The following is a 25,167-nucleotide window of genomic DNA, read 5'->3' on the forward strand; positions in this document are numbered from 1 at the left end:
GGCGGCGCCCCGCCACCCGCGCGGCCCTGGCCGGCGCCGGTGCACGGCGCGTCGGGCCGGCACGCGGCCCCGCCGTCGCCGTACCAGGGGCCCGTCCCCGAGGACCGCCGGGCGCGGACCGGGCCCTCCTGGCCGGGGAGCACGCCGGGTGCAGCCGGCCGGACGGAGCGGATCGTGATCGACAGGCCCGCCGCCCGGTTCGAGCCGAAGCCGCCGCCCGCCGACCCCTACCGGCCGGACACCGTCTTCGACGGCTGGTCGACGCCGAGGCTGACGGTCCGGCTGGCCTCCGTGCGCGGGGACGCGCACCGCTCCGCGGGGCTGCCCCGGCAGGACGACGTGGTCGTCGCCTGCCACGAGCCGACCGGCACGGTGGTCTTCGCGGTGGCCGACGGGGTCTCGGCCGCGCCCCGGTCGCACGTGGGCGCCGCGCTGGCCTGCCGCACGGCCGTCAACGACCTGCTGGTGCAGCTGGACGAGGACCGGCCGGGCCCGGACTGGTCCCGTGTGGTCCGGTCCGCCGCCTACCAGCTGCTGATGCGGGTGGCGGGCGGCCGGGAACCGGACGAGCAGGACCGGGTCCAGGCCGTCAGGACACTGGCGACGACCCTCGTGACCGGCACCGTCGCCCCGACCCAGGACGGCGCCCTGCAGGTCACGCTGGTGCGCGCCGGCGACTCCTCCGCCTGGTGCCTGCACCAGGGCCGGTACGCGCCGCTGCTGCACGACGAGGACCCGGGCGCCGACGGTGTCTCCAGCACCGCGGTCGTCGCCCTGCCGCGGATCGCCGGGCAGGTGCGTCCGCTGTCGTGCACCCTGCCCGGGGACGCCGTGCTGCTGGTGGGCACCGACGGCTTCGGTGTGCCGCTGGGGGACGGCACCGGCCTGGTCGGGCAGATGTTCGCGCGGGAGCTGACCGTGCCGCCCGTGCAGCCCGGGACGCTGGCCCGGCTGCTGGACTTCTCCCGGGAGACGTTCGACGACGACCGCACCCTGCTCGCCGTCTGGGCCCGCCACCGTCTGCCCGGCGAGTCCGGAGGGATGCGGTGACGAACACGGAGGTGACCCGGATCGCCCACGCGGACCTGACCCTCGGCCGCCGGCTGGGCAAAGGGGGACAGGGCACGGTCTGGGAGGTCGACAGGCGGCGGATCAACGGGGTCTGGCCGGTGGCGTACAAGGAGTACGCGCCCGAGGCGCTGCGGCAGCTGCGGGCCGACGTGCTGGAGCGCATGGTGGCGTTCCTGCCCGCCCAGCCGGCCGCGGTCGGCGAGTGGATGGCGCGGAACACGGCCTGGCCCGCGGCGCTGGTGACCCACGAAGCGGCCGTGCGCGGTTTCCTGATGCGGCAGATCCCGGACGAGTTCTTCCTCACCATGCCCTCGGGCGAGGTCAAGACGGCCGGTTTCGAGTTCCTGCTGAACGAGCTGCCCTATGTGCGCCGGATCGTGGGCGAGGTGTCGCCGCGTCAGACGATGGGGCTGCTGCTCGCGCTGGCCGAGACGCTGCAGCGGCTGCACGGGCTGGGCGTGGTGGCCGGTGACCTGTCGCCGAAGAACCTGCTGTTCAGCCTGTCCGGGCCGGAGCCGGGCTGTTTCCTCATCGACTGTGACGCGATGGGCGTGGGCGGCCACTGGGCGCTGAAGCCGGTGCAGACGCCCGACTGGGAACTGCCGTCCGGGGAGGCGCCCGGGACGCCGCAGGGCGACGTCTACAAGTTCGCGCTGCTCGCGGTGCGGCTCTTCCTGCACGAACAGCAGGGCCAGGACGTGGAGGCGCTGCGGCGCGCCGACCGGGCCGTCGGCGACCTGGCGGAGCGTGCCCTGTGCGCCCCGGCGGCCGGCCGTCCCGCGCTCGGCGAGTGGCTGGAGCCGCTGCGCCGGGCCTGCGCCGCCGCGCCGCTCACCTGGCCGGCAGCGGCACCCCGGCCCGGGGCGGCAGCGCCGCAGTCGGCCGCGCCGGCCGCCGGGGCGAATCCCACCGGTGCCTCTGCCGGGGTGGGCACCGTTGGCCCGGGCACCGCGCACGTGCCGCCGGCTTCCAAGCCACCCACGTCCCGGGCCCGCTCCACCGTCGCCGTGCTCGCGGTGATCGCGCTCGTCATCGCCGTACTGGCCTGGCGGGAGCACAACCGGGACGACAGCGACAGCGGGTACAACGGCAGCGCCGGTGACAGCAGCTACAGCAGCACGGTGCAGAACGACACTACGAACGACACCACGACCGACGACACCTCCACGAGCGACTCCGACACCTCCGAGGACACCCGCGCGGACCAGGTGGCCGAGCTGGGCAGCCTGTTGGCCGACAACGCGGGCCGGCGGGACGACGTCGCCGATGCCGTGCAGTCGATGACGCGGTGCACCGGCCTGTCGTCCGCCCGCGAGGTGTTCACCCAGGCGGCGGCGACGCGGACCTACCTGGTGACCCGGCTCGACTCACTGAGCGACAGCGCCCTGCCCGCCGGCCTCACCTCCGCCCTGCGCACCGCCTGGCAGAGTTCGGCGGACGCCGACCGCGCGTACGCGCGGGTGGTGGACGAGGTGGCGGGCGACTGCTCCGGGTCCGCCGTCGTGCATTCCGCGGCCTGGCAGGACGCGGACGAGGCGAGTGCCGAGGCGACGCGGGCCAAGCAGGAGTTCGTCGCACGGTGGAACCCGCTCGCCGAGGAGTACGGCGAAAGGACGCTGGACTGGACGGACCTGTGAGGGGAAGCACGGACGGACCTGTGAGGGGAAGCGCGGACGGACCTGTGAGGGTCAGCCCGCACCGCCCTCGCTGATCCGTTTCAGCGCGTCGGGGTTGTCGAGGACCAGCCGGGTCCGGCCGGTGCTGACCCAGCCGTCGGCACGCCACTGCTCCAGCACACGGCTGACGGTCCTGCGGGAGCCGAGGACGAGCCCGGCGATGTCGTCCTGGGACAGCGGCAGCGCGATCTCGACGGCACCGGAGGCGTGGCGCCGGCCGTGGACCGCCGCGAGGTCCAGCAGCAGTCCGGCCAGCCGGGAGGCGAGCGGGTCGGCGCCCGCGGCCGTGCGGTGCCGGTCGGCGTCCCGCAGGCGGGCCGACAGCATCCGGTGGACGGCCCCGGTGATGACGGGGTGGTCGCGGGCGGCCGCGCGGAAGAGATCGGCGGGGATCACCAGAGCCCGCACCGGGGTGAGCGCGGTGACCGTCGCCGAACGGGGGCCGCGGTCGAGCCAGGCCTGTTCGCCGATCAGGTCGCCGGGGCCGCGCAGGGCGAGCACCGCCTGGTAGCCGGCGGCCGACACGCTCGTCACCTTCACGCAGCCGTCACCGATGACGATGAGGTGGTCGGTGAGGTCGTGCTGGCGCAGCAGGTGTTCCCGGGCCGGGTAGGCGGTCACCCGGCCCGCGCCCCGCAGCGCGGTGCGGGCGGGCGCGTCCAGCAGGTTCCAGAACGAGGCCCGGCCGGGCCCGCCGCCCGGCGGGCCGCCGGTCAGGAAGTCCGCGCCCATCGGAGTCCCTTCTGCGCCGCCGAGGTGGTCAGCCCGTCAGCGCGCCGACCGCGATCAGTACACCACCGCCCACCGCGATGAGGAGCGACTGCCGTACCAGCCGCTGCTTGATCCACAAAATGCGGCTCATGGCGACGATCTGGCGGCTGAGCGCGGGCAGCGGGTCGTGTCCGCGCAGGCTCTCCTCCAGCTCGGCGGCGGTCAGGTGCCGGATGTGACCGTAGAACACGAAGTCGTCCTGGTGGACCGGTCTGCGGCGGCCTTCGCGGTCGTGGCGCGGCAGCACGGCGAGGACGGCCAGGACGACAGAGACCGCGAGCAGCGCCACCCCCGTCCACAGCACCGTCCGCGCGAGGGCGCCGGAGATGCGGCCCAGGCCGTGCTCGGAGCCCGCCAGGGTGACCATGGCGGCGAGCATCGCGGACTCGATGGCCAGGGCGAAGGACGCCTTGGCGTCGGCCGTACGCGTCGACTCCGCGAGCGTGCCCTGCAGCTGCCAGGCGTGTCGCGTCGCGTCCTCCTGTGTGACCCGCGGTTGCTCGGACACGGTCGCCCCCCTTTTTTTGTCTCCCCGTTGCCGCCGGCACGCTTCGTGCCGCCCGGGGCGGCACGGGCACACGGCGACGCAGGGGACGTTACCCGTCCCCCTGCTTCTGCAACCGCCGGTCCAGGGCCAGCGACAGTTCGGCCTCCACCACGCTCTTGGCCAGGGGGCGCAGACGGTGCAGGTCGTCCTGCGGGGCATGGCGGGAGATCAGGTCGGTGAACAACTCCGCCAGTGCGTCGGCGTGTTCGCGTACCCGGCGGCCGGCGTCCAGGACCTCGGCGAGCGGGATGCCCTCGCGGACCAGGGTGGCGGAGACCTCCAGAAGGCGGCGGCTGATGTGGACGAACTCGTCGCCGTCGGTGCCGACATAGCCGAGGTCCATGGCGGCGGCGAGGTTCTCGGCGGTGACTTCGCCGGCGAAGCGGTCGGCGAGTTCCTCGGGGGTGAGGCGGACGGGGACCTCCTCGGTGGGGGTGCCCAGGCCCAGCAGGTCGGCGACGTCGCGGCCGTGGTCGAAGGCCTCGGCGAGTTCGGCGATGCCGCTGAGGGTGTGGCCGCGTTCCAGCAGGGCGGTGATGGTGCGCAGACGGGCCAGGTGGTGGTCGTCGTACCAGGCGATGCGGCCCTCGCGGCGGGGTGGCGGGATCAGCTTGCGTTCGCGGTAGAAGCGCAGGGTGCGCACGGAGATGCCGGCCAGCCGGGCCAGTTCCTCCATGCGGTACTCGCGTCTGCCCTGTCGGTTCTCCGTGTCCTCTGCCACGTTCGAAGCCTATGGCGTACCGACGGTAACTTCCTTCCTCCGCCCCCTACCGCTCGGTACGGGGCTGTTCTACAGTCCCATTGCGCCAGTGTTCACTGGCAAGGTTTCTAGGGGATGCGTGGAGGCTTCGCAGATGGCCGAGCACGAGCATGTACGGGTGGCGGTGATCGGGTCCGGCTTCGGCGGGCTGGGAGCCGCGGTGCGGCTGCGCCGCGAGGGGATCACCGACTTCGTCGTCCTGGAACGGGCGAGCAGCGTCGGCGGCACCTGGCGCGACAACAGCTATCCCGGGTGCGCCTGCGACGTCCCCTCCCACCTGTACTCGTTCTCCTTCGCGCCCAACCCGGACTGGCCGCGCACCTTCTCCGGCCAGGAGCACATCCGCGCCTACCTGGAACACGTCACCGACACCTTCCGGCTGCGCCCGCACATCCGCTTCGACACCGAGGTCGAGCGCGCGACCTGGAACGCGGAGCAGGTGCGCTGGGACATCGAGACGACCGGCGGCAACCTCTCCGCCGACGTCGTGGTCTGCGCCACCGGCCCGCTGTCCGACCCGAAGATCCCGGACATCCCGGGCCTGGACACCTTCCCCGGCACGGTGTTCCACTCCGCCCGCTGGAACCACGACTACGACCTGAAGGGCAAACGGGTCGCCGTGATCGGCACCGGCGCCTCCGCCATCCAGATCGTGCCCGCCATCCAGCCCGAGGTCGGCCGGCTCACCCTCTTCCAGCGCACCCCGGCCTGGGTGATGCCCCGCATGGACCGCCCGATCGGCTCCCTGGAGCGTTCCCTGCAGCGCGCGCTGCCCTTCCTGGGGCAGCTGCGCCGCGGACTGCAGTGGGGCATCCGGGAGTTGCAGGTGCAGGCGTTCACCAAGCACCCGGACGAGCTGCGCGTCGTCGAGCTGCTGGCCAAGCGGAACATGGCCCGTGCCATCAAGGACCCGCAGCTGCGCGCCAAGCTCACCCCGGACTACCGCATCGGCTGCAAGCGGATCCTGCTGTCCAACACCTACTATCCGGCGCTCGCGCAGGACAACGTGGACGTCGTGACCGGCGGGCTCAGCGAGATCCGCGGCTCCACCGCCGTGGCCGCCGACGGCACCGAGGCCGAGGTCGACGCCATCGTCTTCGGCACCGGCTTCCACGTCACCGACATGCCGATCGCCGAGCGGGTGGTGGGCGCCGACGGCCGCACCCTCGCCGAGAGCTGGAAGACCGGCATGGCCGCACTGCGCGGCACCAGCGCCGCCGGCTTCCCGAACCTCATGATGATCATCGGCCCCAACACCGGCCTGGGGAACTCCTCGATGATCCTGATGATCGAGTCTCAGCTGAACTACATGGCCGACTATCTGCGGCAGTTGCGCGTTCTCGGCGGCAAGGCGGCTCTCGACGCCCGGCGCAGCGCCGTGGACGCCTGGACCGACCGGGTGCAGGAGCGGATGCAGCGCACCGTGTGGAACACCGGCGGCTGCACCAGCTGGTACCTGGACGCCAGCGGACGCAACACCACCATCTGGCCCGGCACCACCACCGAGTTCCGCCGCGCCACCCGGCGGGTGGACCTCGCCGAGTACCAGGTGATCCGGGCGCCGCGCGAGGGCGCGGGGCGCACCGCGGCCGCCACGGAGGTGACGGCGTGAGCCGCCTGCCCCACGACCCCTACGCCCCCGTCACGCCCGTCGGCGAACTGACCGTCACCTCCGCCGACGGTGCCCGGCTGCACGTCGAGCTGCACGGCCGGGTCGGCGACCCCGGCGCGCCCGCCGTCGTCCTCGCCCACGGCTGGACCTGCTCCACCGCCTTCTGGGCCGCACAGATCCGCGACCTGGCCGCCGATCACCGGGTCATCGCCTACGACCAGCGCGGCCACGGCCGCAGCCCGGCCCACCCCAGGTGCAGCACCGACGCGCTCGCCGACGACCTGGAGGCGGTGCTGGCGGCAACCCTCCGGCCGGGGGAGAAGGCGGTGATCGCGGGCCACTCCATGGGCGGGATGACGGTGATGGCCGCCGCCGGGCGGCCCGGCTTCCGCGAGCACGCCGCGGCCGTCCTGTTGTGCAGCACCGGCAGTTCGCGGCTGGTGGCGCGGTCCACGGTCGTGCCGATCCGGGCGGGCCGGCCGCGCACCTGGCTGACCGGACGGATCCTCGGCTCCCGCGCCCCGCTCGGCCCCGTCACACCGGCGTCCCTGCGGATCCTGAAGTACGCGACCATGGGCCCGTACACGGCGCCGCACGTGGTCGAGGCCGGCGCGCGGATCGTGCACGCCTGCCCGCGCCGGGTGCGCCATGCCTGGTCGCGGGTGCTGGATCAGCTCGATCTCGATGAGGGCGTTCGGCAGTTGACGGTGCCGACGGCGGTGGTGCAGGGCACGGCCGACCGGCTGACCCCGCCCGTGCACGCCCGCTTCCTGAAGTCCGCGCTGCCCGAGTGCGTCGGGGTGAGCGAACTGGCCGGCATCGGCCACATGACGCCGCTGGAGGCGCCCGAGCACATCACCGGAGGGATCCGGGACCTGGTCGCCGCGTATCTGCGCGGCGGCGACCACGCAACGGACGACAACGCCGCACGGATCGGAGGGGGCGCATGAGCACAACCAGCCTTCAGGGGCAGGTCGCGGTCGTCACGGGGGCCGCGCGGGGCGTCGGGGAACTGCTGGCCCGCAAACTGTCCGCACGCGGCGCGAAGGTGGCGCTGGTCGGCCTGGAACCGGACGCGCTCAAGCAGGTCGCCGAGCGGCTGCACGGCGAGAGCGCCCACTGGTACGCCGACGTCACCGACCACGAGACGATGACCCGGGTCGCGGCCGAGGTCGAGGAACGCTTCGGCCGGGTGGACATCGTGGTCGCCAACGCCGGTGTGGCCACCGGCGGTCCGTTCACCGACTCCGACCCGGTCTCCTGGCGACGCGTCATCGAGGTGAACCTCATCGGGTCGGCGGTCACCGGCCGGGCGTTCCTGCCGGCGCTCCTGCGCAGCCGCGGCTATCTGCTGCAGATCGCCTCCCTCGCCGCGATCACCCCGGCGCCGATGATGTCGGCGTACTGCGCCTCCAAGTCCGGCGTGGAGGCGTACGCGCACAGCCTGCGCGCCGAAGTCGGCTTCCGCGGCGTACGGGTGGGCGTGGCGTACCTGTCGTGGACCGACACGGACATGGTGCGGGGCGCCGACCAGGACGAGGTGATGCGGCAGTTGCGGCAGCGGCTGCCGTGGCCGTCGAACAAGACCTACCCGCTGGGTCCGGCCGTGGACCGGATCGTGGACGGCATCGAGCGCCGCGCCGCCCACGTCTACGGGCAGTGGTGGCTGCGGGGCATGCAGGGCGTGCGCGGCTACCTGCCGGGGGTCATCGCCACGGTGGGCCGGCGCGAGATGCGCCGGTTCGCGGACCGGCTGTCGCAGATCCGCACCGGGCTCGTGGGGGCGGGCGGGGCCGCCGACGAGCAGCACCGCAGCGCCGTGGCGGCTACCGCGCGTCACTGATCGACATGCGTGGGGTCACTGCCCGTGTGAGTCTGAACGAGGCCGATCCCCCCACTCACCGGGGGGATCCACCCACACGGGAGTGAAACCATGGGTATCAAGGACAAGATCCAGGACCAGGCCGGGCAGCGGCAGCAGCAGGGCCGTGAGCGTGCCCAGGAGAGCCGCGAGAGGGCCGGCCGGCGGTCGTCGCAGCCGCAGCACGAGCGCGGTCGCCGGGACATCGACGACATCCACGACGAGATGGACGAGCGCCTCGAACGGGACTACGACCGGTAACCGGCCTTCTCGACGCCCAGCTCGGCTCCGGCCGGGCCGTGCGGGGTGCCCCGTGTACCGGGGCACCCCGCGTGCGTGTGGTCAGCCGTGCCGCGGGAACAGCTTGGGGCGGGACCGGTCGGGGACGGCGTCGTAGCCGGGCGGCGCGGCCACCGGTGTCGTCTCCAGCAGCTTCAACGCGAGTTCGATCGCGGTGTCCATCTCCACGTGCCGGCCCTCGGCCCAGTCCAGCGGGGTGCGCAGCGACTCCACGTCGGGGCTGACGCCGTGGTTCTCCACGTCCCAGCCGTAGGCGTCGAACCAGGCCGCGTTCATCGGCACGGTGATGACGGTGCCGTCGCCCAGGCGGTGCCGCCCGGTCATGCCGACCACGCCGCCCCAGGTGCGCTGGCCCACCACCGGCCCCAGTTTCAGCAGTTTGAACGCCGCGGTGATCATGTCGCCGTCGGAGGAGGTCGCCTCGTCGGCGAGCGCCACGATCGGACCGCGCGGCGCGAGCGTGGTGTACGACACCGGCTGCGCGCCCCGGGTCAGGTCCCAGCCCAGGATGGGACGGGTCAGCTTCTCGATGACCAGCTCGCTGATGTGGCCGCCGGCATTGCCGCGGACGTCCACGATGAGCGCCGGCCGGGAGATCTCCATGCGCACGTCCCGGTTGAACTGCGCCCAGCCGGACCCGCCGAGGTCGGGGATGTGCAGATAGCCGCAGCGGCCGTCGCTCAGCTCCCGCGCCACCGCGCGGCGTTTGGCCACCCAGTCCTGGTAGCGCAGCGGCCGGTCGTCGACGAGCGGGACGATCGCGACCCGGCGGGGCGGCCCGTCGCCGTCCCCGGGCGCGAAGGTCAGCTCCACCGTCGTCCCCCCGGTCCCGGCCAGCAGCGGCCCCGGTCCGGCCACCGGGTCCACCGGGCGGCCGTCGACATGGGTGAGCACCGCGCCCGGGCGGATGCCGGTGCCGGCCAGCGGGGAGCGGGCCCGGGAGTCGGAGGAGTCGCCGGGCAGGATCCGTTTGACCACCCAGCGGCCGTCGCGGCACACCAGGTTGGCGCCGAGCAGGCCCTGCCAGCGCTGGTAGTGCGCCGGTCCCTCGTTGCGCCGGGCGGCGGCGACATAGGCGTGGGAGGTGCCCAGTTCGCCCAGCACCTCGCGCAGCAGATCGGCGAACTCGTCCGGGGACGCCACCTCGTCGACCAGCGGACGGTACTGGGCGAGCACCCCCTCCCAGTCGATGCCGCTCATGCCCGGGTCCCAGAAGTAGGCCCGGATCAGCCGCCCCGCCTCCTCGAAGGACTGCCGCCACTCGGCGCCGGGGTCGGCGATGTGCCGGATGCGGCGGGTGTCGATCCAGGTGGTGGTGTCGCTGTCGCCGATGTCGGTGGACGGCACCGAGCGCAGGTCGCCCTCGTCGGCCACGACCAGCCGGGTGCCGTCGCCGCTGACCCTGAACCAGTCCAGGTGCGCGACGAGTTCGGACTTCTTCGCCTTGCCGAGGTCGAAGTGCTCCAGCGTGGGCCGGCCGGTGGTGTCGGCGGGGTTGGCGAAGGTCTCGCCGAGCGCCCCGGAGATCGGCCAGCGCAGCCAGACCAGGTCGCCGCCCGCGACCGGGGTCAGCGCCGAGTACTTGGAGGCGATGACCGGGAAGGGCGTCACCCGCATCTCCAGCCCTTCCACCTCCACGGTGACCGCGCCGGACTCGCCGGTCTCCTCCAGCGGGTCGAGACCGCCGGCGGCCGGCCGGCCTTCGGGGTTCAGCGCGAACGGCGAGGGGGTCGCCGAGGACAGCGGCACCAGGTAGGGCTTGCAGCCCAGCGGGAAGGACAGGTCGCCGGTGTGCACGTCGTACACCGGGTCGAAGCCGCGCCAGGACAGGAAGGCCAGGTAGCGGCCGTCCCGGGTGAAGACCGGGTTCTCGTCCTCGAAGCGGCCGCCTGTGACGTCCACGACGAGCCGGTCCTTGATGCGGGCCATCTTGATCTGCCTCAGGGCGCGGCCGACGGTGGGGTGCGACCAGGTCAGCCAGGCTCCGTCCGGGGAGAAGGCGAGGTCGCGCACCGGCCCGTTGCCGGAGCGGACCAGCTCGGTGACCTCCTCGCCGTCCGCGGAGCCGGCCGTCTCCTCGGACTCCTCCGCCACGTCGAGCAGCAGCAGCCGTCCGTCGTGGGAGGCCAGGGCGAGCCGCTCGCCCTCGGGGTCGGAGACCAGCTCCAGGACGCGGCCGAGTTTCCCCGAGGCGAGGCGGCGCGGGGGACGGGCGCCGGTGGCCCGCGGCAGATCGGCGATCTCGACGGCGTCGTCGCCGTCGGCGTCGGTGACGTAGGCGATCCTGCCGCCGGCGCCGAGCATCTCCGGCAGCCGGATGCGGACCCCGGGGGTGTCGACGAGGGTGCGGGCGGGGCCGTCGCGGTGGGTCAGCCAGTACAGGGAGCCGCGGACGACGACGGCACTGGCCCGGCCCGTCTCGTCGACGGACAGGCCGTCGATGTTCTGCGCGGCCGGCACCGGGTAGGGGCGGCGGCCCGCCCGCGGACCGCTCAGCCGCACGGTCAGCTTGCGCGGCTCGGCGTCCTCGGACAGGTCGTCCACGATCCACAGCTCGCCCGCGCACTGGTAGACCACGCGCCTGCCGTCGCCGGCGGCGTGCCGGGCGTAGAAGGTGTCGTGGTCGGTGTGGCGGCGCAGATCGCTGCCGTCGCAGGCGCAGGAGTAGAGGTTGCCGACGCCCTCGTGGTCGGAGAGGAAGGCGATCCGGTCGCCGACGAACATCGGGCAGGCCAGGTGGCCGCCGATGCCGGGCAGCAGCCGCTGTCCGTGCAGCCACAGCCGGCCCGTGGCGCCGCCGCGGTAGCGCTTCCAGGAGGCGGGCTCGTGCGGCGGGGTGCCGGTCAGCAGCAGCGTCTTGCGTTCCCCGTCGAGGTCGGCGACCTGCAGGTCGGACACCGGACCCCAGGGCAGCTTGCGTCCGGGGGAGCCGTCGGTGCCCACCTTGTAGGCCCAGGTGAAGTAGGAGAACGGCTCGCTCTGCGAGGTGACGGCGAGGATCTCGGTGCGGCCGTGCTCGTCGGGCGGGCTCCAGCCGCACACCCGGGTGTCGGTGCAGCCCCAGTAGGTCAGCTGCCGGCCCGGGCCGCCCTCCACCGGCACCAGGTGGATCTCGGGTGCGAGGCTGCGCCAGCTCGTGTACGCGATGTGGCGGCCGTCGGGCGAGAAGCGGGGGTGGCCGGTCTTGGTGCGGTCCACCGTGAGCCGCCAGGCACGGCCGGCGCCGTCGAGCGGTGCCAGCCAGAGGTCGTCCTCGGCCACGAAGCACAGCAGGTCGCCGCTGAGGTGCGGCAGGCGCAGATAGCTCACTCACCCATGCTTCGTCCGCCGCCCGGCGGCAGCAACTCGTACGCCGTCCGGGTCATGCACCTGCGCCTTTATACGGATCCGACAGTCGTGACCCAGCACACGTACGAAACTGTTTCGTTTCGCTCGGCGGGTGGGGTAGATTCTTCCCCGTAGGACCGAGCCTGACGTCGGGGGGACCCCGTCATGGCGGAGCGGGAGGGCAAGCCGATGGCCGAGGCAGCCAAGGGCGCGGCGACCGTCGCCGCGGCGGATGCGGCGTCCGCGCCGGCGCGCCGCAGCCGGATCACGCCCGAGCGCGAGGCCGAGTTGTACCAGGCCGTGCTCGACCTGCTCAGCGAGGTCGGCTACGACGCCCTCACCATGGACGCCGTGGCCGCCCGCACCCGTTCCAGCAAGGCGACGCTCTACCGCCAGTGGGGCGGCAAGGCCGAGCTGGTGGTCAAGGCCCTCCGGCGCGGCAGCCCGGGCCAGGCCGGTGAGATCGACACCGGTTCTCTGCGCACCGACCTGCACGCCCTGGTGACCCGCCAGGACGACTGCTACGTGGAGCAGAAGTCCGCGCTGATGCGCGGCCTGGCCATGGCGATGCACGCCAACCCCGACCTCAGACAGGCCTTCCGGGACCATCTCATCGAACCGGAAACCCATGCGTTCCGGCGGCTGCTGCAACGCGCCGTCGACCGGGGCGAGGTGCGGGCCGACTGCCCGGCCATGGACTTCATGGTGCACATGCTGGCCGGCGGCTTCGCCGTCCGCACGCTGATCGAGGACCAGCCGCCCACCCAGGAATTCCTGCGCTCCTACATCGACGCCGTGGTTCTCCCCGCCCTCGGCGTCCGCGTCTCCTGACACCCGACAACTCCCCGCCTTCTCCCAGCACCTGACGCGGCCGCTCACGTCGTCGGGCCGATGACCCCTGCCCACGTGACCCTCAACGACCTGACCGGGAGTACCTTCTCGTGGCCACGTTTCTGTACAAACTGGGCCGAACCGCCTTCCGGCGACGGCATCTCGTCGCGCTGATCTGGGTGGCGCTGCTGGCGCTCGCCGGCATCGGCGCCGCCACCGCACCCCCCGCGGGCAGCACCTCCTTCGCCATCCCCGGCACCGAGGCCCAGCGGGCCTTCGACCTGCTGGAGCAGCGCTTCCCCGGCGCGAGCGCCGACGGGGCGACCGCGCGGGTGGTGTTCAAGGCACCCGACGGCGAGAAGGTGACCGACGCCGGCCGCGAGGCCGCCGTGCGGAAGACCCTGAAGGAGCTGTCCGCCGGTCCCGAGGTGGCCTCCGTCGCCGACCCCTACACCAGCGGCACCGTCAGCAAGGACGGCACCGTCGCCTACACCTCGGTGCGCTACAAGGTCCCCGGCATCCAGCTGGAGGACTCCTCCCGCACCGCGCTCCAGGACGCCGCGCAGGACGCGCGGGAGACCGGGCTGACCGTGGAGATCGGCGGCGACGCGCTGAGCACCGTGCCCGAGACCGGTGCGACCGAGGTGATCGGCGTCGTCATCGCCGCCGTGGTGCTCGTCGTCACCTTCGGCTCGCTGATCGCCGCCGGACTGCCCCTGGTCACCGCGCTCATCGGCGTCGGCATCGGGGTGAGCACGGTCACCGCCCTCGCCGAGGCCCTCGACCTGGGCTCCACCACCTCCATCCTGGCCTCGATGATCGGCCTGGCCGTCGGCATCGACTACGCGCTGTTCATCGTCTCCCGCTACCGCGCCGAACTCGCCGAGGGACACAGCCGCGAGGAAGCGGCCGGACGGGCCGTGGGCACTGCCGGCTCCGCGGTGGTCTTCGCCGGCCTGACCGTGGTCATCGCCCTGGTCGGCCTGGCCGTCGTCTCCATCCCGATGCTGACCAAGATGGGTGTCGCGGCGGCCGGCACGGTCGTCGTCGCCGTCCTCATCGCGCTCACCATGGTCCCGGCGCTGCTCGGCTACGCCGGGCGCCGGGTCAAGCCGGCCGGTGTGAAGAGCCGGCTGCTGGGCGGCGGCCGCGCCGCCGGCCCGTCCGGCCGCCCCAACCTGGGCACCCGCTGGGCGCGCTTCGTCGTCCGCCGGCCTGTCGTCGTGCTCCTGCTCGGCGTGGTCGGCCTGGGCGCCGCCGCCATCCCCTCCGCCTCGCTGGAACTCGGCCTGCCCGACGACGGCTCCCAGCCCGTCTCCACCACCCAGCGCCGCGCCTACGACCTGCTCTCGGAGGGCTTCGGCCCCGGTTTCAACGGACCGCTCATGGTCGTCGTCGACGCCGCGGACAGCTCCCGCCCCGCCACCGCCTTCACCGCGGTGAACGACACGATCACGTCCCTGCCCGACGTCGTCTCGGTCAGCCCCGCCCAGCACAACAAGGCCGGCGACACGGCGATGATCACGGTGGTGCCCAGCTCCAAGCCGTCCTCGGCGGAGACCGAGCACCTGGTGCACGCCATCCGCGACGCCTCTGCCGGCATCACCGCGAAGACCGGCGCGACGGTGCTGGTCACCGGCTCCACGGCGATGAACATCGACGTCTCGCAGAAGCTCGGCGACGCCCTGCTGCCCTATCTGGCCCTGGTGGTCGGCCTCGCCTTCCTGCTGCTGATCGTGGTGTTCCGCTCGGTGCTGGTGCCGCTGAAGGCGGCCCTCGGCTTCCTGCTCAGCGTGCTTGCCGCGCTCGGCGCGGTGGTCGCCGTCTTCCAGTGGGGCTGGCTGTCCGGCCCGATGGGCGTGGAGCAGACCGGTCCGGTGATGTCGATGATGCCGATCTTCATGGTGGGCGTCGTCTTCGGCCTCGCCATGGACTACGAGGTGTTCCTCGTGACCCGCATGCGCGAGGCCCACGTCCACGGGGAGGAGCCCCGCCAGGCCGTCGTCACCGGCTTCCGGCACGGCGCACGCGTCGTCACCGCTGCGGCCGTCATCATGATCGCCGTCTTCTCCGGCTTCGTCGGCTCCGGCGAATCCATGATCAAGATGATCGGCTTCGGCCTGGCCATCGCCGTCTTCTTCGACGCCTTCATCGTGCGCATGGCCATCGTCCCGGCGGTCCTGGCCCTGCTCGGCCGCAGGGCCTGGTGGCTGCCGGCCTGGCTGGAGCGCGCCCTGCCCGACGTGGACGTGGAGGGCGAGGGCCTGCGCACCTCACAGCCGCGCCGCACCGACCCGGACGCGGACCCCGACGGGGAGCGTGAGCTGGTCGGCGCCTGACGGCGACCGCACCCGCGAGGACGAGCGGCCAAGACCGTGAAGCCGGGCCCGGTCCGTACGACGGATCCGTAGCCTGCTGCCCATGATGACGACGTCCTCCGCGTCCCCCGCTTCCGCGTCCTCCGCCTCGGCGGATTGGCCCCGGTCCGCCGAGGCACCGCGCATCCCGCGCCCCGGCCCACGCCGCGCCGACGCGCTGCAAGGCGCCGCGTGACGCCGGTCGTCACCGCGGCCGTGCTGCTGGCCGCGGTCACCCACGCCAGCTGGAACGCCATAGCCCACCGGATCACCGACAAACTCGTCGGGTTCACGCTCATCTCGGGCGGCGGGCTGCTCATCGGGCTGCTCCTCATCCCGTGCACCGCCGTCCCGCGCGCGGCCGCCTGGCCGTACCTGCTCTTCTCGGCCGCCATCCATGTCACCTACTACGCGCTGCTGATGACGTCCTTCCGGCTCGGGGACTTCGGGCAGGCCTATCCGATCGCGCGCGGCACCGCGCCGCTCGTCGTCACCGTGCTCGCCGCGCTGTTCGCCCACGAGGTCCCCGACGGCTGGGCGGCCGCCGGCGTGGCCCTGTCCTGCGCCGGGCTGACCGGGGTCGCCCTGTGGGGGCTCAGAGGACGGCGGCCCGACTGGGCGGCGCTCGCGGCCGCGTCGGCGACCGGGCTGACCATCGCCGGATACACGGTGGTCGACGGACTCGGGGTGCGCGCCTCCGGCTCCCCGCTCGGCTACACCGCCTGGCTCATGGCCGCCGAGGGCATCGCGATCCCCGCCTGGGCGGCGGCCCGTTGGCGCGGCCGGACCCTCGCCGTGCTCCGGCCGTCCGCCGCCGTCGGACTGCTCGGCGCCGCCCTGTCCGTCACGGCGTACGGGCTGGTGCTGTGGGCGCAGACCCGGGCCGACCTCGCCCCGGTCGCGGCGCTGCGCGAGTCGTCCGTCCTGGTCGGCGCGGCGATCGGCGCCGTGGTCTTCAAGGAGCGCTTCGGCGTGCCGCGCATCGCGGCGGCCGGGCTGCTGGTCGTCGGCATCGGCCTGCTGCTGCACGGCGGTTGACCCCGGCCCGACGGTCGCCGCCTCGTCCGGTGCTGCACGCCCTGGGGGAAAGGCGCACCCTGGAAACAGGTGTTCCGGAGGTGATGGTCATGATGCAGACCGCTGTGGGATGGCACGTCGAGATCGAGTTCAAGGAGGACGACCAGCACACCAGGGCCGCCGCCATGGTGCGCCTGCCCGACGGCAGCGAGATCCGGGGCCACGGCCGGGCCAGCCGCTACCGCACCGACCCCAATCAGCCGCGGGTCGGCGAGGAGATCGCCGGCGCCCGGGCGCTGAACGAACTCGCCATGCAGCTGCTGGACAAGGCGCACCAGGAGATCGACCAGGCCTCGGGACGCACGTCCCAGCCGATCCACATCTGAGGGCGCGCCACGGCCGCCGCGGACGTGCCCGCCGACCGCTGACGGCCGGGCGGCCCGGGGGTCAGGCCAGTGAGGCGCGCACCGCGCGGACCAGGGCCTGGGCCCGCGGGTCCGCCGTCACGCTGGAGCGGAAGCCGTTGGTGACATAGCCGAACGCGACACCCGAGTCCGGGTCGGCGAAACCGAGGGCGCCGCCCCGGCCGGGGTGGCCGAAGGAGCCCGGGCCCAGCAGCGGCGAGGCACCGCCGTGCAGCATGTAGCCCAGGCCGAAACGGGTCGAGGCCACCAGCACCCGGTCCGGGCCGGCCGAGACCTCGGCGCGGGCCCGCGCGGCCGTCTCCGGCGTGAACAGGCGCACCCCGCCGTCCACCTCGCCGATGAGGGAGGCGTAGAAGCGGGCCAGGCCGTCGGCGGTGGCGATGCCGTTGGAGGCCGGCAGCACGGCGGCCCGGTAGGCCGCGTCGTTCTCGTCCGGTCCGGGGCTGATCGCGGCGAAGGCCCGGCGGGTCAGGGACGCGGGATCCCCGTAGGCCTCGGCCAGGGAACGCTTGGGCCGGATGCGCAGCCCGCCCGTCCGTGCGGCGGGCGCCTCGACGGGGCCGACCCGGCCCGCCCGGTGCGCCTCGTCCGCCGGCAGCCCCACCCACAGATCCGCGCCGACGGGCCCCGCGATCTCCTCGGCGATCCACGTCCCGATGGAGCGGCCCGTGACCCGGCGGACCAGTTCGCCGGTCAGCCAGCTGTAGGTCTGCGCGTGGTAGCCGTGGTCCGTGCCCGGCTCCCACACCGGCGCCTGGGCCGCGACGGCCTCGGCGCCCCGCTCCGGGTCGGCGGCCTCGGCGGCGGTCAGCGGCCGGTCCAGCACCGGCACCCCGGCCCGGTGTGCCAGCAGATGCCACACCCGGGTGTGCTCCTTGCCCGCCGCCTTGTACTCGGGCCAGTAGGCGCCCACCGGGGCGTCCAGGTCCAGCTCGCCGCGCTGGTGCAGCAGCAACAGCACCGCGGCGGCCACGCCCTTCGTCGCCGAGCGTACGATCTGCGCGGTGCCCCGCTCCCAGGGGGCCGAGTCGTCCGCCGCGTCCACGTCCCGGGTGCCGGCCCACAGGTCGACGACCTTGTGCCCGTCCCGGTAGACGGCGACCGCCGCACCGCGCTCGCCGCGGTCGGTGAAGTTGGCCGCGAACGCCTGCCGGACCGGTTCGAAGCCCTCGGCCACCGCACCGTTCACGTCCACGCCCCTGCTCCCGTCACGTCGTTGTCGTTTCGTTGCCTCGACCGCCGCACTGCCTGCGACAGTGAGTGCAACATCGCCGTGACGCCTGGGATTCCTCAGTGCCGGGTGCTCGTCGTCACCGAGCGGGGGTCGAAGCCGAACGGCAGCTCCAGACGGTGGGCGCGCATCAGCTCCTCGTCGGAGAGCAGCTCGCCGGTCGGGCCGTCCGCCGCGATCACCCCGTCGCTGAGGATCAGCGACCGCGGGCACAACTCCAGCGCGTACGGCAGGTCGTGGGTGACCATCAGCACCGTCACGTCCAGCGAGCGCAGGATGTCGGCGAGTTCACGGCGGGAGGCCGGGTCGAGGTTGGACGACGGCTCGTCCAGCACGAGGATCTCCGGCTCCATGGCGAGCACGGTGGCCACCGCGACCCGGCGCCGCTGCCCGAAGGACAGGTGGTGCGGCGGGCGGTCCGCGAAGTCCTGCATGCCGACCCGCTCCAGGGCCGTGCGCACCCGCTGCTCCAGCTCGGGCCCCTTGATCCCGGCCGTGGCCGGCCCGAACGCCACGTCCTCGCGCACGGTCGGCATGAACAGCTGGTCGTCCGGGTCCTGGAAGACGATGCCGACCTTCTGCCGGATCTCGGCCATGTGCTGCTTGCCGACCGGCAGCCCGGCCACGGTCACCGTGCCGGTGCCGCCGCCGAGGATGCCGTTGAGGTGCAGCACGAGGGTGGTCTTGCCGGCGCCGTTCGGGCCGAGCAGCGCCACCCGCTCCCCGCGGTGGATGGTGAAATCGACGCCGAACAGGGCCTGGTGCCCATCGGGGTAGGCGAAGGCGAGGCCGGAGACCTCAAGGGACGGCACGGGCGCGGCAGAAGACACAGTCACAGCATCCATCCCAGCAGACAGACCACGAGCGCGGCACAGGGGAGGGCCAGCGCCCGCGACCACTGCGCCCCGGAGGCGCTCACCTCGTCGATCACCGGCATGGACCCGGCGTAGCCGCGGCTGACCATGGCCAGGTGGACCCGCTCGCCGCGCTCGTAGGAGCGGATGAACAGCGCGCCCGCGGACTTGGCGAGCACACCCCAGTGCCGGACGCCGCGCGCCTCGAAACCACGGGACTCGCGGGCGATGCGCATGCGCCGCATCTCGTCGGTGATCACATCGCCGTAGCGGATCATGAAGGAGGCGATCTGCACCAGCAGCGGCGGCAGCTTCAGCCGCTGCAGGCCGAGCAGCAGCTCCCGCAGCTCGGTGGTGCTCGCCAGCAGCACGGAGGCGGCGACCCCGAGGGTGCCCTTGGCGAGCACGTTCCAGGCGCCCCACAGGCCGTTCACGCTCAGCGACAGCCCCAGCACCTCGATACGGTCGCCCCCGGCCACGAACGGCATGAGCACCGCGAAGGCGACGAACGGGACCTCGATCAGCAGCCGTTTGAGCAGGAAACCGGCCGGCACGCGGGCCACCGCCGCGACCGCCGCCACCAGCACGGCGTACACGGCGAACGCCCACATCGCCTCCCGCGGGGTGGACACCACCACCACGACGAAGGCGAAGGCTGCGGCCAGCTTGGTGTGCGGCGGCAGCGCGTGCACCGGCGAGTTCCCCTGCCGGTACAGCCGGTGCGCGTGCCCGGCGCCCATCAGGCGGCGCTGCCGGTGGAGGACGCGGACGCCTCGGCGGCCGAGCGGCGCCTGCGCACCACCCAGAACACGCCGCTGCCCACGACGACGGTGGCCCCGACCCCGATCACGCCCGCGAGGCCGCCGGACAGCCGGGCGTCGGAGATGTCCTTCACACCGTAGTCGGCCAGCGGCGAGCCGGCCGCCGCGTGCTCCTTCTCCGTCTTGTCGATGCCCTGGTCGTGGGCGACCTTCTCCAGTCCGTCGGGGCTGGCCGACGCGTAGAAGCTGACAAAACCGGCGAGGACCAGGGAGGTGACCAGCCCCGTGATCCACAGCGGGCGGTGCGACCGCGCGGCGGCGGGCGCGGGAGCGGGAGCGGCGTCGGGCGCGTCGACCAGTTCGCCGCCGACCCGCAGTTTCAGCCGCTGCTGCAGCCCGCGGGCCCCGTACACCAGGTCGGGGCGGACGGCGATCACGGCGCCGACGGTCAGCGCGGTGATCACGGCCTCGCCGATGCCGATGAGCACATGGACGCCGATCATGGCGGTGGCCACCTTGCCGATCGACACGTCGGTGGTGCCGCCGACCGCGTAGATCAGGGTGAAGGCCACCGCGGCGGCCGGCACCGAGAGCAGCGCGGCCACGAACGAGGCGATCGTCACCGAGCGGCGGCGGCGCGGCAGCACCTTCACCAGGCCGCGGAAGACGGCGTAGGACACCACGGTGGTGACGATCGCCATGTCGGTGATGTTGACGCCGAGCGCGGTCAGCCCGCCGTCGGCGAAGAGGATGCCCTGCATCAGCAGGACCACGGACACGCACAGGACACCCGTACAGGGGCCCACGAGTATCGCGGCCAGGGCTCCGCCCAGCAGGTGGCCGCTGGTGCCGGCCGCGACGGGGAAGTTCAGCATCTGCACCGCGAAGATGAAGGCGGCGACGAGGCCGGCCAGCGGCGCGGTGCGCTCGTCGAGCTCCCGGCGCGCGCCGCGCAGGCTCACGGCGAGGGCGCCGGCGGCGATCACACCGGTGGCTGCGGACGTGGGGGCGTCGATGAATCCGTCAGGGACATGCACCGTTCGATGATAGATGCTTGTTGCGAACTCTTTGCAAGAGCGGGCCGCTGTCTCCGGGTTCCAGGACTGAGACGGGAACGTCCAGTGGGAATGAAACCGGAAATCCGGGTCATTGCTTATGGAGAGGACATTCTTCTTTTCGGGCAGGGCGCGGAGAGCGAGGAACCGTACGATGCCGGCAGTCGAACAGTTCGCACGGGCCCGCGTGGTCACCGACGACGACTCCCAGGAGGAGCGCGACGCCGTCCCCGTCGTTATGCGCTACGACCCGCAGGACGACCCCGAGGCGGTGGGGCTCGTCCTGCCCGGTGCCCGCGTCCGGTCCTTCCCCCGGTCCCTGCTCGAACAGGGCCTGCGTCGCCCCGTCGGCACCGGCGAGGTACGGGTGTGGCCGTGCGGCCGGGTGCAGACGGTGGTGGAGTTCCACTCCGCCCAGGGCGTCTCGGTGGTGCAGATCGAGACCAGGGCGCTCATCGATTTCCTGCGGCGCACCTACACGGAGGCCATGGCGACCGCCTTCGCCCACGGCTGACAGCCGCCCGGGCGAGCACCGCCGCCATGGCCTGATCCCGTAACGCCTCGGTTCAGCCGCCCGCCTTCAGCAGGGCCGCCACGATCGGGCCCGCCGTGTCGCCGCCGTGCCCGCCGGCCTGCACGACCGCCGCCGCCGCGAGATCGTCCCGGTAGGCGGTGAACCAGCCGTTCGGCTTCTCCTGCCCGTCGACCTCCGCCGAGCCGGTCTTCGCACCGACGTCACCGCCGACCCCGGCCATCGCCTTCACGGCCGTGCCGTACCGCACGGTGAACCGCATCACGTCCTTCAGCTGCGACTGCGTCTTCGCGGACATGGTCCGCGCGGCCTTCGCCAGCGAGCGGTGATCCACGTCCGGGGAGACCAGGAACGGCTGGTGGAAGGTGCCCGCCTGCACCGTCGCCGCCACCGACGCCATGTTCAGCGGGTTCATCCGCACCCCGCCCTGACCGATCAGCGAGGCGCCCATCTGCGCGCCGCTCTGCACCGGGACGGAGCCGTCGAACGACGGCACACCGATGGCCCAGTTGTTCATGCCCAGCCCGTAGACCTGCTGGGCCTCCTTCGTCAGATCGCTGTTCGACAGCTTCGGCGCGAAGTCGATGAACGCGTTGTTGCAGGAGGCCCCGAAGCTCTGCCGGAACGTGCCGTTCTTGATCTCGGAGTCGCCGTCGTTGTGGAACGTCCAGCCGGCCAGGTCGTAGGTCTTGGGACACGGGTGCTGGGCGTCCGGGGTGACGAGCCCCTTCTCGAACAGCATCGTCGCCGTGACGATCTTCATCGTGGAGCCGGGCGCCAGGGACCCCAGGAAGGCCGTGTTGAATCCGTGGCCGCTGTTGGCCACCGCCAGGATCTCGCCGGTCGAGACCCGCAGCACCACGACCGAGGCCCGCTTGCGCCGGTTCACCTGCTCCTCGGCGGCGGCCTGCAGCGCCGGGTCCAGCGTCGTGCGGACCGTGCCCGGGGTGCCCTTGCTCAGCTCCACCAGCGTCTTGTCGGACAGCTTCGCCTTCTTCGAGGCGGCACCGCGCACCACGCGCAGTTCCACACCGGCCCGGCCGCCGGCCGTCTTGCCGTACTTGTCGCGCAGCCCGTCCAGGACCGTGCCCAGCGACGGGAACTTCGCGGCGGTCAGCTCGTTGCCGTTGCGGTCCAGCGCCTTCACCGGCGGGGTGCCGGCCTCCCCGGTGACCAGGGTGTCGCCGTCCCGCAGGTCCGGGTGGACGACCGAGGCGTGCCAGTCCACCACCGGGGCGCCGTCGGAGGCGCGCCGCACCACGGTCAGCGCGCTGTCGTAGCTCAGCGGCTTGCGCAGCCCCTGGTAGGACACCGTCGCCTTCACCGAGAAGGGCACCTTCGCGCCGCTGGGGGTGCCCTGGGTCAGGGTGACGTCCGTGAGATGGGCGTCCTTGGTGTAGCCGGTCAGCGCGGCGGTGGCGGCGGAGGCGTCACTCGTCGCGGCGGCCGCCTCGGCGGGCCGGCCCTGCTGCCAGGCGGTCAGGAAGCGCGTGGCGGTGCTTCGCACCTCGGCGGCCGTGAGCGGCCCGGTCTTCACCGTCTTGTGCACGCCCGCGGAGTCCGTCCGCTGCTGTCCCTCGGCCGCGCCGCCGCCGAACAGCGTGTACGCGCCGAACCCCGCACCACCGGCGACCACCGCGATCACCGCGCCGATCACGGCGGGAGCCGTCCTCCGCCGCTCGGGGACGCGCCTTCTCTTGCCCACTGCCTTCCGTCCTTTGCCCATCCCGGGCCGCTCGCGGCCCGATGCCATCGCCGTTCGTGCCCCACGCACCCGGCGACGGCACACCACCCTAAGGAGTCCGCATCGCAGGTCAGAGCGGCGGCCGCCGCTTCGTGGCCAACCTGCGACAAACACCGCGCGGCGCGGTCCGGGGCCGGTGCGCGAGGTCAGCCGGCGGCGCGCAGCACCGCCGCCACGACCGGGCCCGCGGCGTCCCCGCCGTGGCCTCCGCTCTGCACCATGGCGGCGGCCGCCACGTCGTTGCGGTAGCCGGTGAACCAGCTGTTGGACACCGCCTGCCCGTCGACCTCGGCGGAACCGGTCTTGGCGCCGATGCTGCCGCTCAGCCCGGACATCGCGGCGGCCGCGGTGCCGGAGGTGGCGGTGCGGTGCATCATCTGCCGCAGCTGGCTGACCGTGCCCGCCGGCAGGCCCTGCGCCCGGGCCAGCTCACGGCCGTCGAGGCTCTGCGGGACGAGCACCGGCTGGCGGAACCGGCCCGTGATCGCGGTCGCCGTCACCGACGCCATGTTCAGCGGGCTCATCTGCACCTGGCCCTGGCCGATCAGATTCGCGGCGGTGTCCGGGCCGCCGGACGCGGGCACCGACCCGTCGAACGACGGAATGCCGGTCTTCCAGTTGTCCCGCCCCAGCCCGAACCGGTCCTCGGCCTCCCGGGTCAGGGAGTCCACCTTCACCTCGTCCGCGTACTTCACGAACGCCGTGTTGCACGACCGCGCGAAGCTGTCGGAGAGCGTGGCGTGCTCGTCCGGCGTCATATCGGTCAGATTGTGGAAGGTCTGGCTCTGCCACACCGCCGTCTCGGGGCAGGGCGCCGGGCCGTTCGCCGTGGTGATGCCGTTGTCGATGAGCGTGGCGGCACTGATGATCTTCATGGTGGAGCCGGGGGCGAGCCGCCCGAGGAACGCCGCGTTGAAGGCGTCCTGCCGGTGGTTGGCCACGGCCAGCACCTCACCGGTGGACGCCTGCACGGCCACCACCGACGACTCCGCGAACCGCTGCACCGCCGCCTCGGCCGCCGCCTGCGCGCGCGCACTGATCGTGGTGCGCAGCTTGCCCGGCTTGCCCTTGGCGAGGGTGACCAGCGGCGTGTCGGCGGCACCGCTGCCCGCGTGCCGGACACTCAGCTCCACGGAGGGGGAACCGCCCGCCTTGTCCGCGTACTTGGCCCGCAGCTCGTCCAGGATCGGCCCGAGCGACGGGTACTTCTCCTTCGTCAGCACGGCACCGTCGCGGTCGACCGCCTCGACCGGCGGGGCCGCCGACGGGCCGGTGACCAGCGTGTCGCCCTTCTCCAGCCCCGGATACACCACCGAGGGCTGCCAGTCGACCAGCGGCCGGTGGGTGCTGACCCCGCGCACCACGCTCAGCTGCGAGCGGTAGGACAGCGGCTTGCTGGTGCCGTCGTAGGAAACGGTGGCCCGCACCGAGAACGGCACGCTGGTGCCCGAGGCCGCCCCCGGCGTGATCCGCACTTGGGAGATGCGCGCTTCCGACCCGTAGGCCGACAGCAAGGCCTCCGCCTCCGCCGGGTAGTTGGTGTAGGACGCCGCCGTCTGCGCGTCGCCCTTCTCCCAGGCCGCGAAGAACTTCCGCGTGGTCTCCTTCACCTCGTCGGCGCTGGGCGGCCCGGTCCGCGCGGGCGCCGCTCCGCCGGCGACCACGGACCCGTTCAACGCGGAGACGACGTTGTACGCCCCGTACCCGGCGCCGCCCAGCAGGACGACCACGACCCCGCCGACGACAGCGGCCTTCACACCCTTGCGCACGACAGCGCTCCCTCCCCGAGCCCACCCCACCGGCCTTCGCACACACCAGGCGAATACGCGTGCGATGACCGTGTGCGGTTGCACTGTAGGTGCAGGGTGGGGGCGGGGGTGCGGGATGTGCTCGGTTGTGCCCTGATGGTGGCCGAAGAGAGATCAGCCGGTTCGGGTCATATCGGGGTCCGGTCAGGTTCTGGTGATGACAGGCGTCGGATGCGCAGGCACGGCAGTGTCCGTCGGTCGGTTCCATCAGCCTTGAGAGGTTCCCGCAGCGGTTGCCGCGGTCTCGGGACGGCACGTTCCCGACCAGATCGAACGGCATGTCCCCGACCAGATCGAACGGCATGTCCCCGACCGGATGCTGTCCGGGACGGCAGCACGGCATCGGTGACACGGCACCTTCAGTGCCCGGGTGGTGGTGCCTCTCCCGGCGCAGTGGCGCGCACCGGACAGCGGTCGGCCAGCACGGGAACCCCCTGGCGTTCGCAGATCCGGATGATGCGGTGGGTGCGGTCGCATCCGGCCAGGGTGCCGCCCAGGAGCACGTGGTCCGGATCGCTCTCGCGCAGGGCCTTGAGGAGGCCGGGAGCGAGCCGTGCGAGCAGGCTGATCACCTTCGAGGTGCAGGCATGAGCAGTGCCCACCGAGATGCCGAAGCCTGCGGCGATC

General features: G+C 73.1%; 21 protein-coding genes and 1 pseudogene. 11 read left to right on the forward strand and 11 right to left on the reverse strand.

Annotated features, from left to right (window positions below; all coding sequences use genetic code 11):
• Positions 1-174 precede the first annotated feature (174 nt).
• Both IE286_RS25765 and IE286_RS25770 read left to right on the forward strand, forming a co-directional pair.
• Complete coding sequence (locus IE286_RS25765) at positions 175-1,050, forward strand: protein phosphatase 2C domain-containing protein (protein WP_189799170.1); 876 nt, start codon at positions 175-177, stop codon at positions 1,048-1,050.
• Complete coding sequence (locus IE286_RS25770; protein WP_189799171.1) at positions 1,047-2,708, forward strand: protein kinase family protein; 1,662 nt, start codon at positions 1,047-1,049, stop codon at positions 2,706-2,708. Before IE286_RS25765 ends, IE286_RS25770 begins: the two co-directional genes overlap by 4 nt.
• A 51-nt stretch (positions 2,709-2,759) precedes the next feature.
• On the opposite strand, the gene IE286_RS25775 is transcribed toward IE286_RS25770, so the two are convergent.
• From IE286_RS25775 to IE286_RS25785, 3 genes are all read right to left on the reverse strand, one after another.
• Positions 2,760-3,479, reverse strand: coding sequence for a Crp/Fnr family transcriptional regulator (locus IE286_RS25775; RefSeq protein ID WP_189799172.1), 720 nt, complete (start codon positions 3,477-3,479; stop codon positions 2,760-2,762).
• Between the two features lie 28 nt (positions 3,480-3,507).
• Positions 3,508-4,026 carry a Pycsar system effector family protein gene (locus tag IE286_RS25780; RefSeq protein ID WP_189799173.1) on the reverse strand — a complete coding sequence of 173 codons (519 nt, stop codon included), beginning with the start codon at positions 4,024-4,026 and terminating at the stop codon, positions 3,508-3,510.
• Positions 4,027-4,114: 88 nt separating this feature from the next.
• A complete protein-coding gene (locus tag IE286_RS25785; protein WP_189799189.1) occupies positions 4,115-4,741 on the reverse strand; it encodes a MerR family transcriptional regulator in 627 nt (208 codons plus the stop codon).
• A gap of 178 nt (positions 4,742-4,919) precedes the next feature.
• Here IE286_RS25785 and IE286_RS25790 point away from each other — a divergent pair, with 178 nt between their 5' ends.
• From IE286_RS25790 to IE286_RS25805, 4 genes are all read left to right on the forward strand, one after another.
• Positions 4,920-6,437: a flavin-containing monooxygenase gene (locus IE286_RS25790; RefSeq protein WP_189799174.1), complete on the forward strand. Its 1,518-nt coding sequence runs from the start codon at positions 4,920-4,922 to the stop codon at positions 6,435-6,437.
• Positions 6,434-7,387 carry an alpha/beta fold hydrolase gene (locus IE286_RS25795; protein WP_189799175.1) on the forward strand — a complete coding sequence of 318 codons (954 nt, stop codon included), beginning with the start codon at positions 6,434-6,436 and terminating at the stop codon, positions 7,385-7,387. The genes IE286_RS25790 and IE286_RS25795 overlap by 4 nt, the downstream gene beginning before the upstream one ends.
• The gene (locus tag IE286_RS25800; RefSeq protein WP_189799176.1) at positions 7,384-8,280 is read left to right on the forward strand and encodes an SDR family oxidoreductase; all 897 of its coding nucleotides are present in this window, start codon (positions 7,384-7,386) and stop codon (positions 8,278-8,280) included. Before IE286_RS25795 ends, IE286_RS25800 begins: the two co-directional genes overlap by 4 nt.
• Before the next feature lie 90 nt (positions 8,281-8,370).
• On the forward strand, positions 8,371-8,559 hold the full coding sequence (locus IE286_RS25805; RefSeq protein WP_189799177.1) for a ubiquitin-like protein Pup: 189 nt from the start codon (positions 8,371-8,373) through the stop codon (positions 8,557-8,559).
• Positions 8,560-8,640: 81 nt separating this feature from the next.
• Here IE286_RS25805 and IE286_RS25810 read toward each other — a convergent pair whose 3' ends face one another.
• Positions 8,641-11,907, reverse strand: a complete 3,267-nt coding sequence (locus IE286_RS25810) for a S41 family peptidase (protein ID WP_189799178.1) — start codon at positions 11,905-11,907, stop codon at positions 8,641-8,643.
• Positions 11,908-12,114: 207 nt separating this feature from the next.
• On the opposite strand from IE286_RS25810, the gene IE286_RS25815 reads away from it, so the two are divergent.
• The 4 genes from IE286_RS25815 (at position 12,115) to IE286_RS25830 (ending at position 16,516) form a co-directional block, all read left to right on the forward strand.
• Positions 12,115-12,756: a TetR/AcrR family transcriptional regulator gene (locus IE286_RS25815; protein WP_189799190.1), complete on the forward strand. Its 642-nt coding sequence runs from the start codon at positions 12,115-12,117 to the stop codon at positions 12,754-12,756.
• Between the two features lie 110 nt (positions 12,757-12,866).
• A complete protein-coding gene (locus IE286_RS25820) occupies positions 12,867-15,095 on the forward strand; it encodes an MMPL family transporter (protein ID WP_189799179.1) in 2,229 nt (742 codons plus the stop codon).
• Between the two features lie 210 nt (positions 15,096-15,305).
• Positions 15,306-16,151: an EamA family transporter gene (locus IE286_RS25825; protein WP_189799180.1), complete on the forward strand. Its 846-nt coding sequence runs from the start codon at positions 15,306-15,308 to the stop codon at positions 16,149-16,151.
• An 89-nt stretch (positions 16,152-16,240) separates the two neighbouring features.
• Positions 16,241-16,516, forward strand: coding sequence for a DUF1876 domain-containing protein (locus IE286_RS25830; RefSeq protein WP_189799181.1), 276 nt, complete (start codon positions 16,241-16,243; stop codon positions 16,514-16,516).
• A gap of 61 nt (positions 16,517-16,577) precedes the next feature.
• Here the strand turns inward: IE286_RS25830 and IE286_RS25835 are convergent, their stop codons facing one another.
• The 4 genes from IE286_RS25835 to IE286_RS25850 all read right to left on the reverse strand — a co-directional run bounded on the left by IE286_RS25835 (position 16,578) and on the right by IE286_RS25850 (position 20,438).
• A complete protein-coding gene (locus IE286_RS25835) occupies positions 16,578-17,750 on the reverse strand; it encodes a serine hydrolase domain-containing protein (protein WP_189799182.1) in 1,173 nt (390 codons plus the stop codon).
• Positions 17,751-17,845: 95 nt separating this feature from the next.
• Entirely contained in the window at positions 17,846-18,631 is a 786-nt protein-coding gene (locus IE286_RS25840; RefSeq protein WP_189799183.1) for an energy-coupling factor ABC transporter ATP-binding protein, read from the reverse strand.
• On the reverse strand, positions 18,619-19,380 hold the full coding sequence (gene cbiQ, locus IE286_RS25845; protein ID WP_189799184.1) for a cobalt ECF transporter T component CbiQ: 762 nt from the start codon (positions 19,378-19,380) through the stop codon (positions 18,619-18,621). The genes IE286_RS25840 and cbiQ overlap by 13 nt, the downstream gene beginning before the upstream one ends.
• Positions 19,380-20,438, reverse strand: coding sequence for an energy-coupling factor ABC transporter permease (locus tag IE286_RS25850; RefSeq protein ID WP_189799185.1), 1,059 nt, complete (start codon positions 20,436-20,438; stop codon positions 19,380-19,382). The genes cbiQ and IE286_RS25850 overlap by 1 nt, the downstream gene beginning before the upstream one ends.
• A gap of 172 nt (positions 20,439-20,610) precedes the next feature.
• On the opposite strand from IE286_RS25850, the gene IE286_RS25855 reads away from it, so the two are divergent.
• Entirely contained in the window at positions 20,611-20,970 is a 360-nt protein-coding gene (locus IE286_RS25855; RefSeq protein ID WP_189799186.1) for an SsgA family sporulation/cell division regulator, read from the forward strand.
• A gap of 52 nt (positions 20,971-21,022) precedes the next feature.
• Here the strand turns inward: IE286_RS25855 and IE286_RS25860 are convergent, their stop codons facing one another.
• The 3 genes and pseudogenes from IE286_RS25860 to IE286_RS25870 form a co-directional block, all read right to left on the reverse strand.
• On the reverse strand, positions 21,023-22,693 hold the full coding sequence (locus IE286_RS25860; protein ID WP_189799187.1) for a penicillin-binding transpeptidase domain-containing protein: 1,671 nt from the start codon (positions 22,691-22,693) through the stop codon (positions 21,023-21,025).
• Positions 22,694-22,878: 185 nt separating this feature from the next.
• Entirely contained in the window at positions 22,879-24,501 is a 1,623-nt protein-coding gene (locus IE286_RS25865; protein ID WP_189799188.1) for a penicillin-binding transpeptidase domain-containing protein, read from the reverse strand.
• Positions 24,502-24,953: 452 nt separating this feature from the next.
• Positions 24,954-25,167: pseudogene (locus IE286_RS25870) on the reverse strand (IS5/IS1182 family transposase); the annotation flags it as partial.

Origin of the sequence: Streptomyces thermodiastaticus, assembly GCF_014656135.1 — a bacterium.
In the GTDB taxonomy this organism is placed as follows: Bacteria; Actinomycetota; Actinomycetes; order Streptomycetales; family Streptomycetaceae; genus Streptomyces; species Streptomyces thermodiastaticus.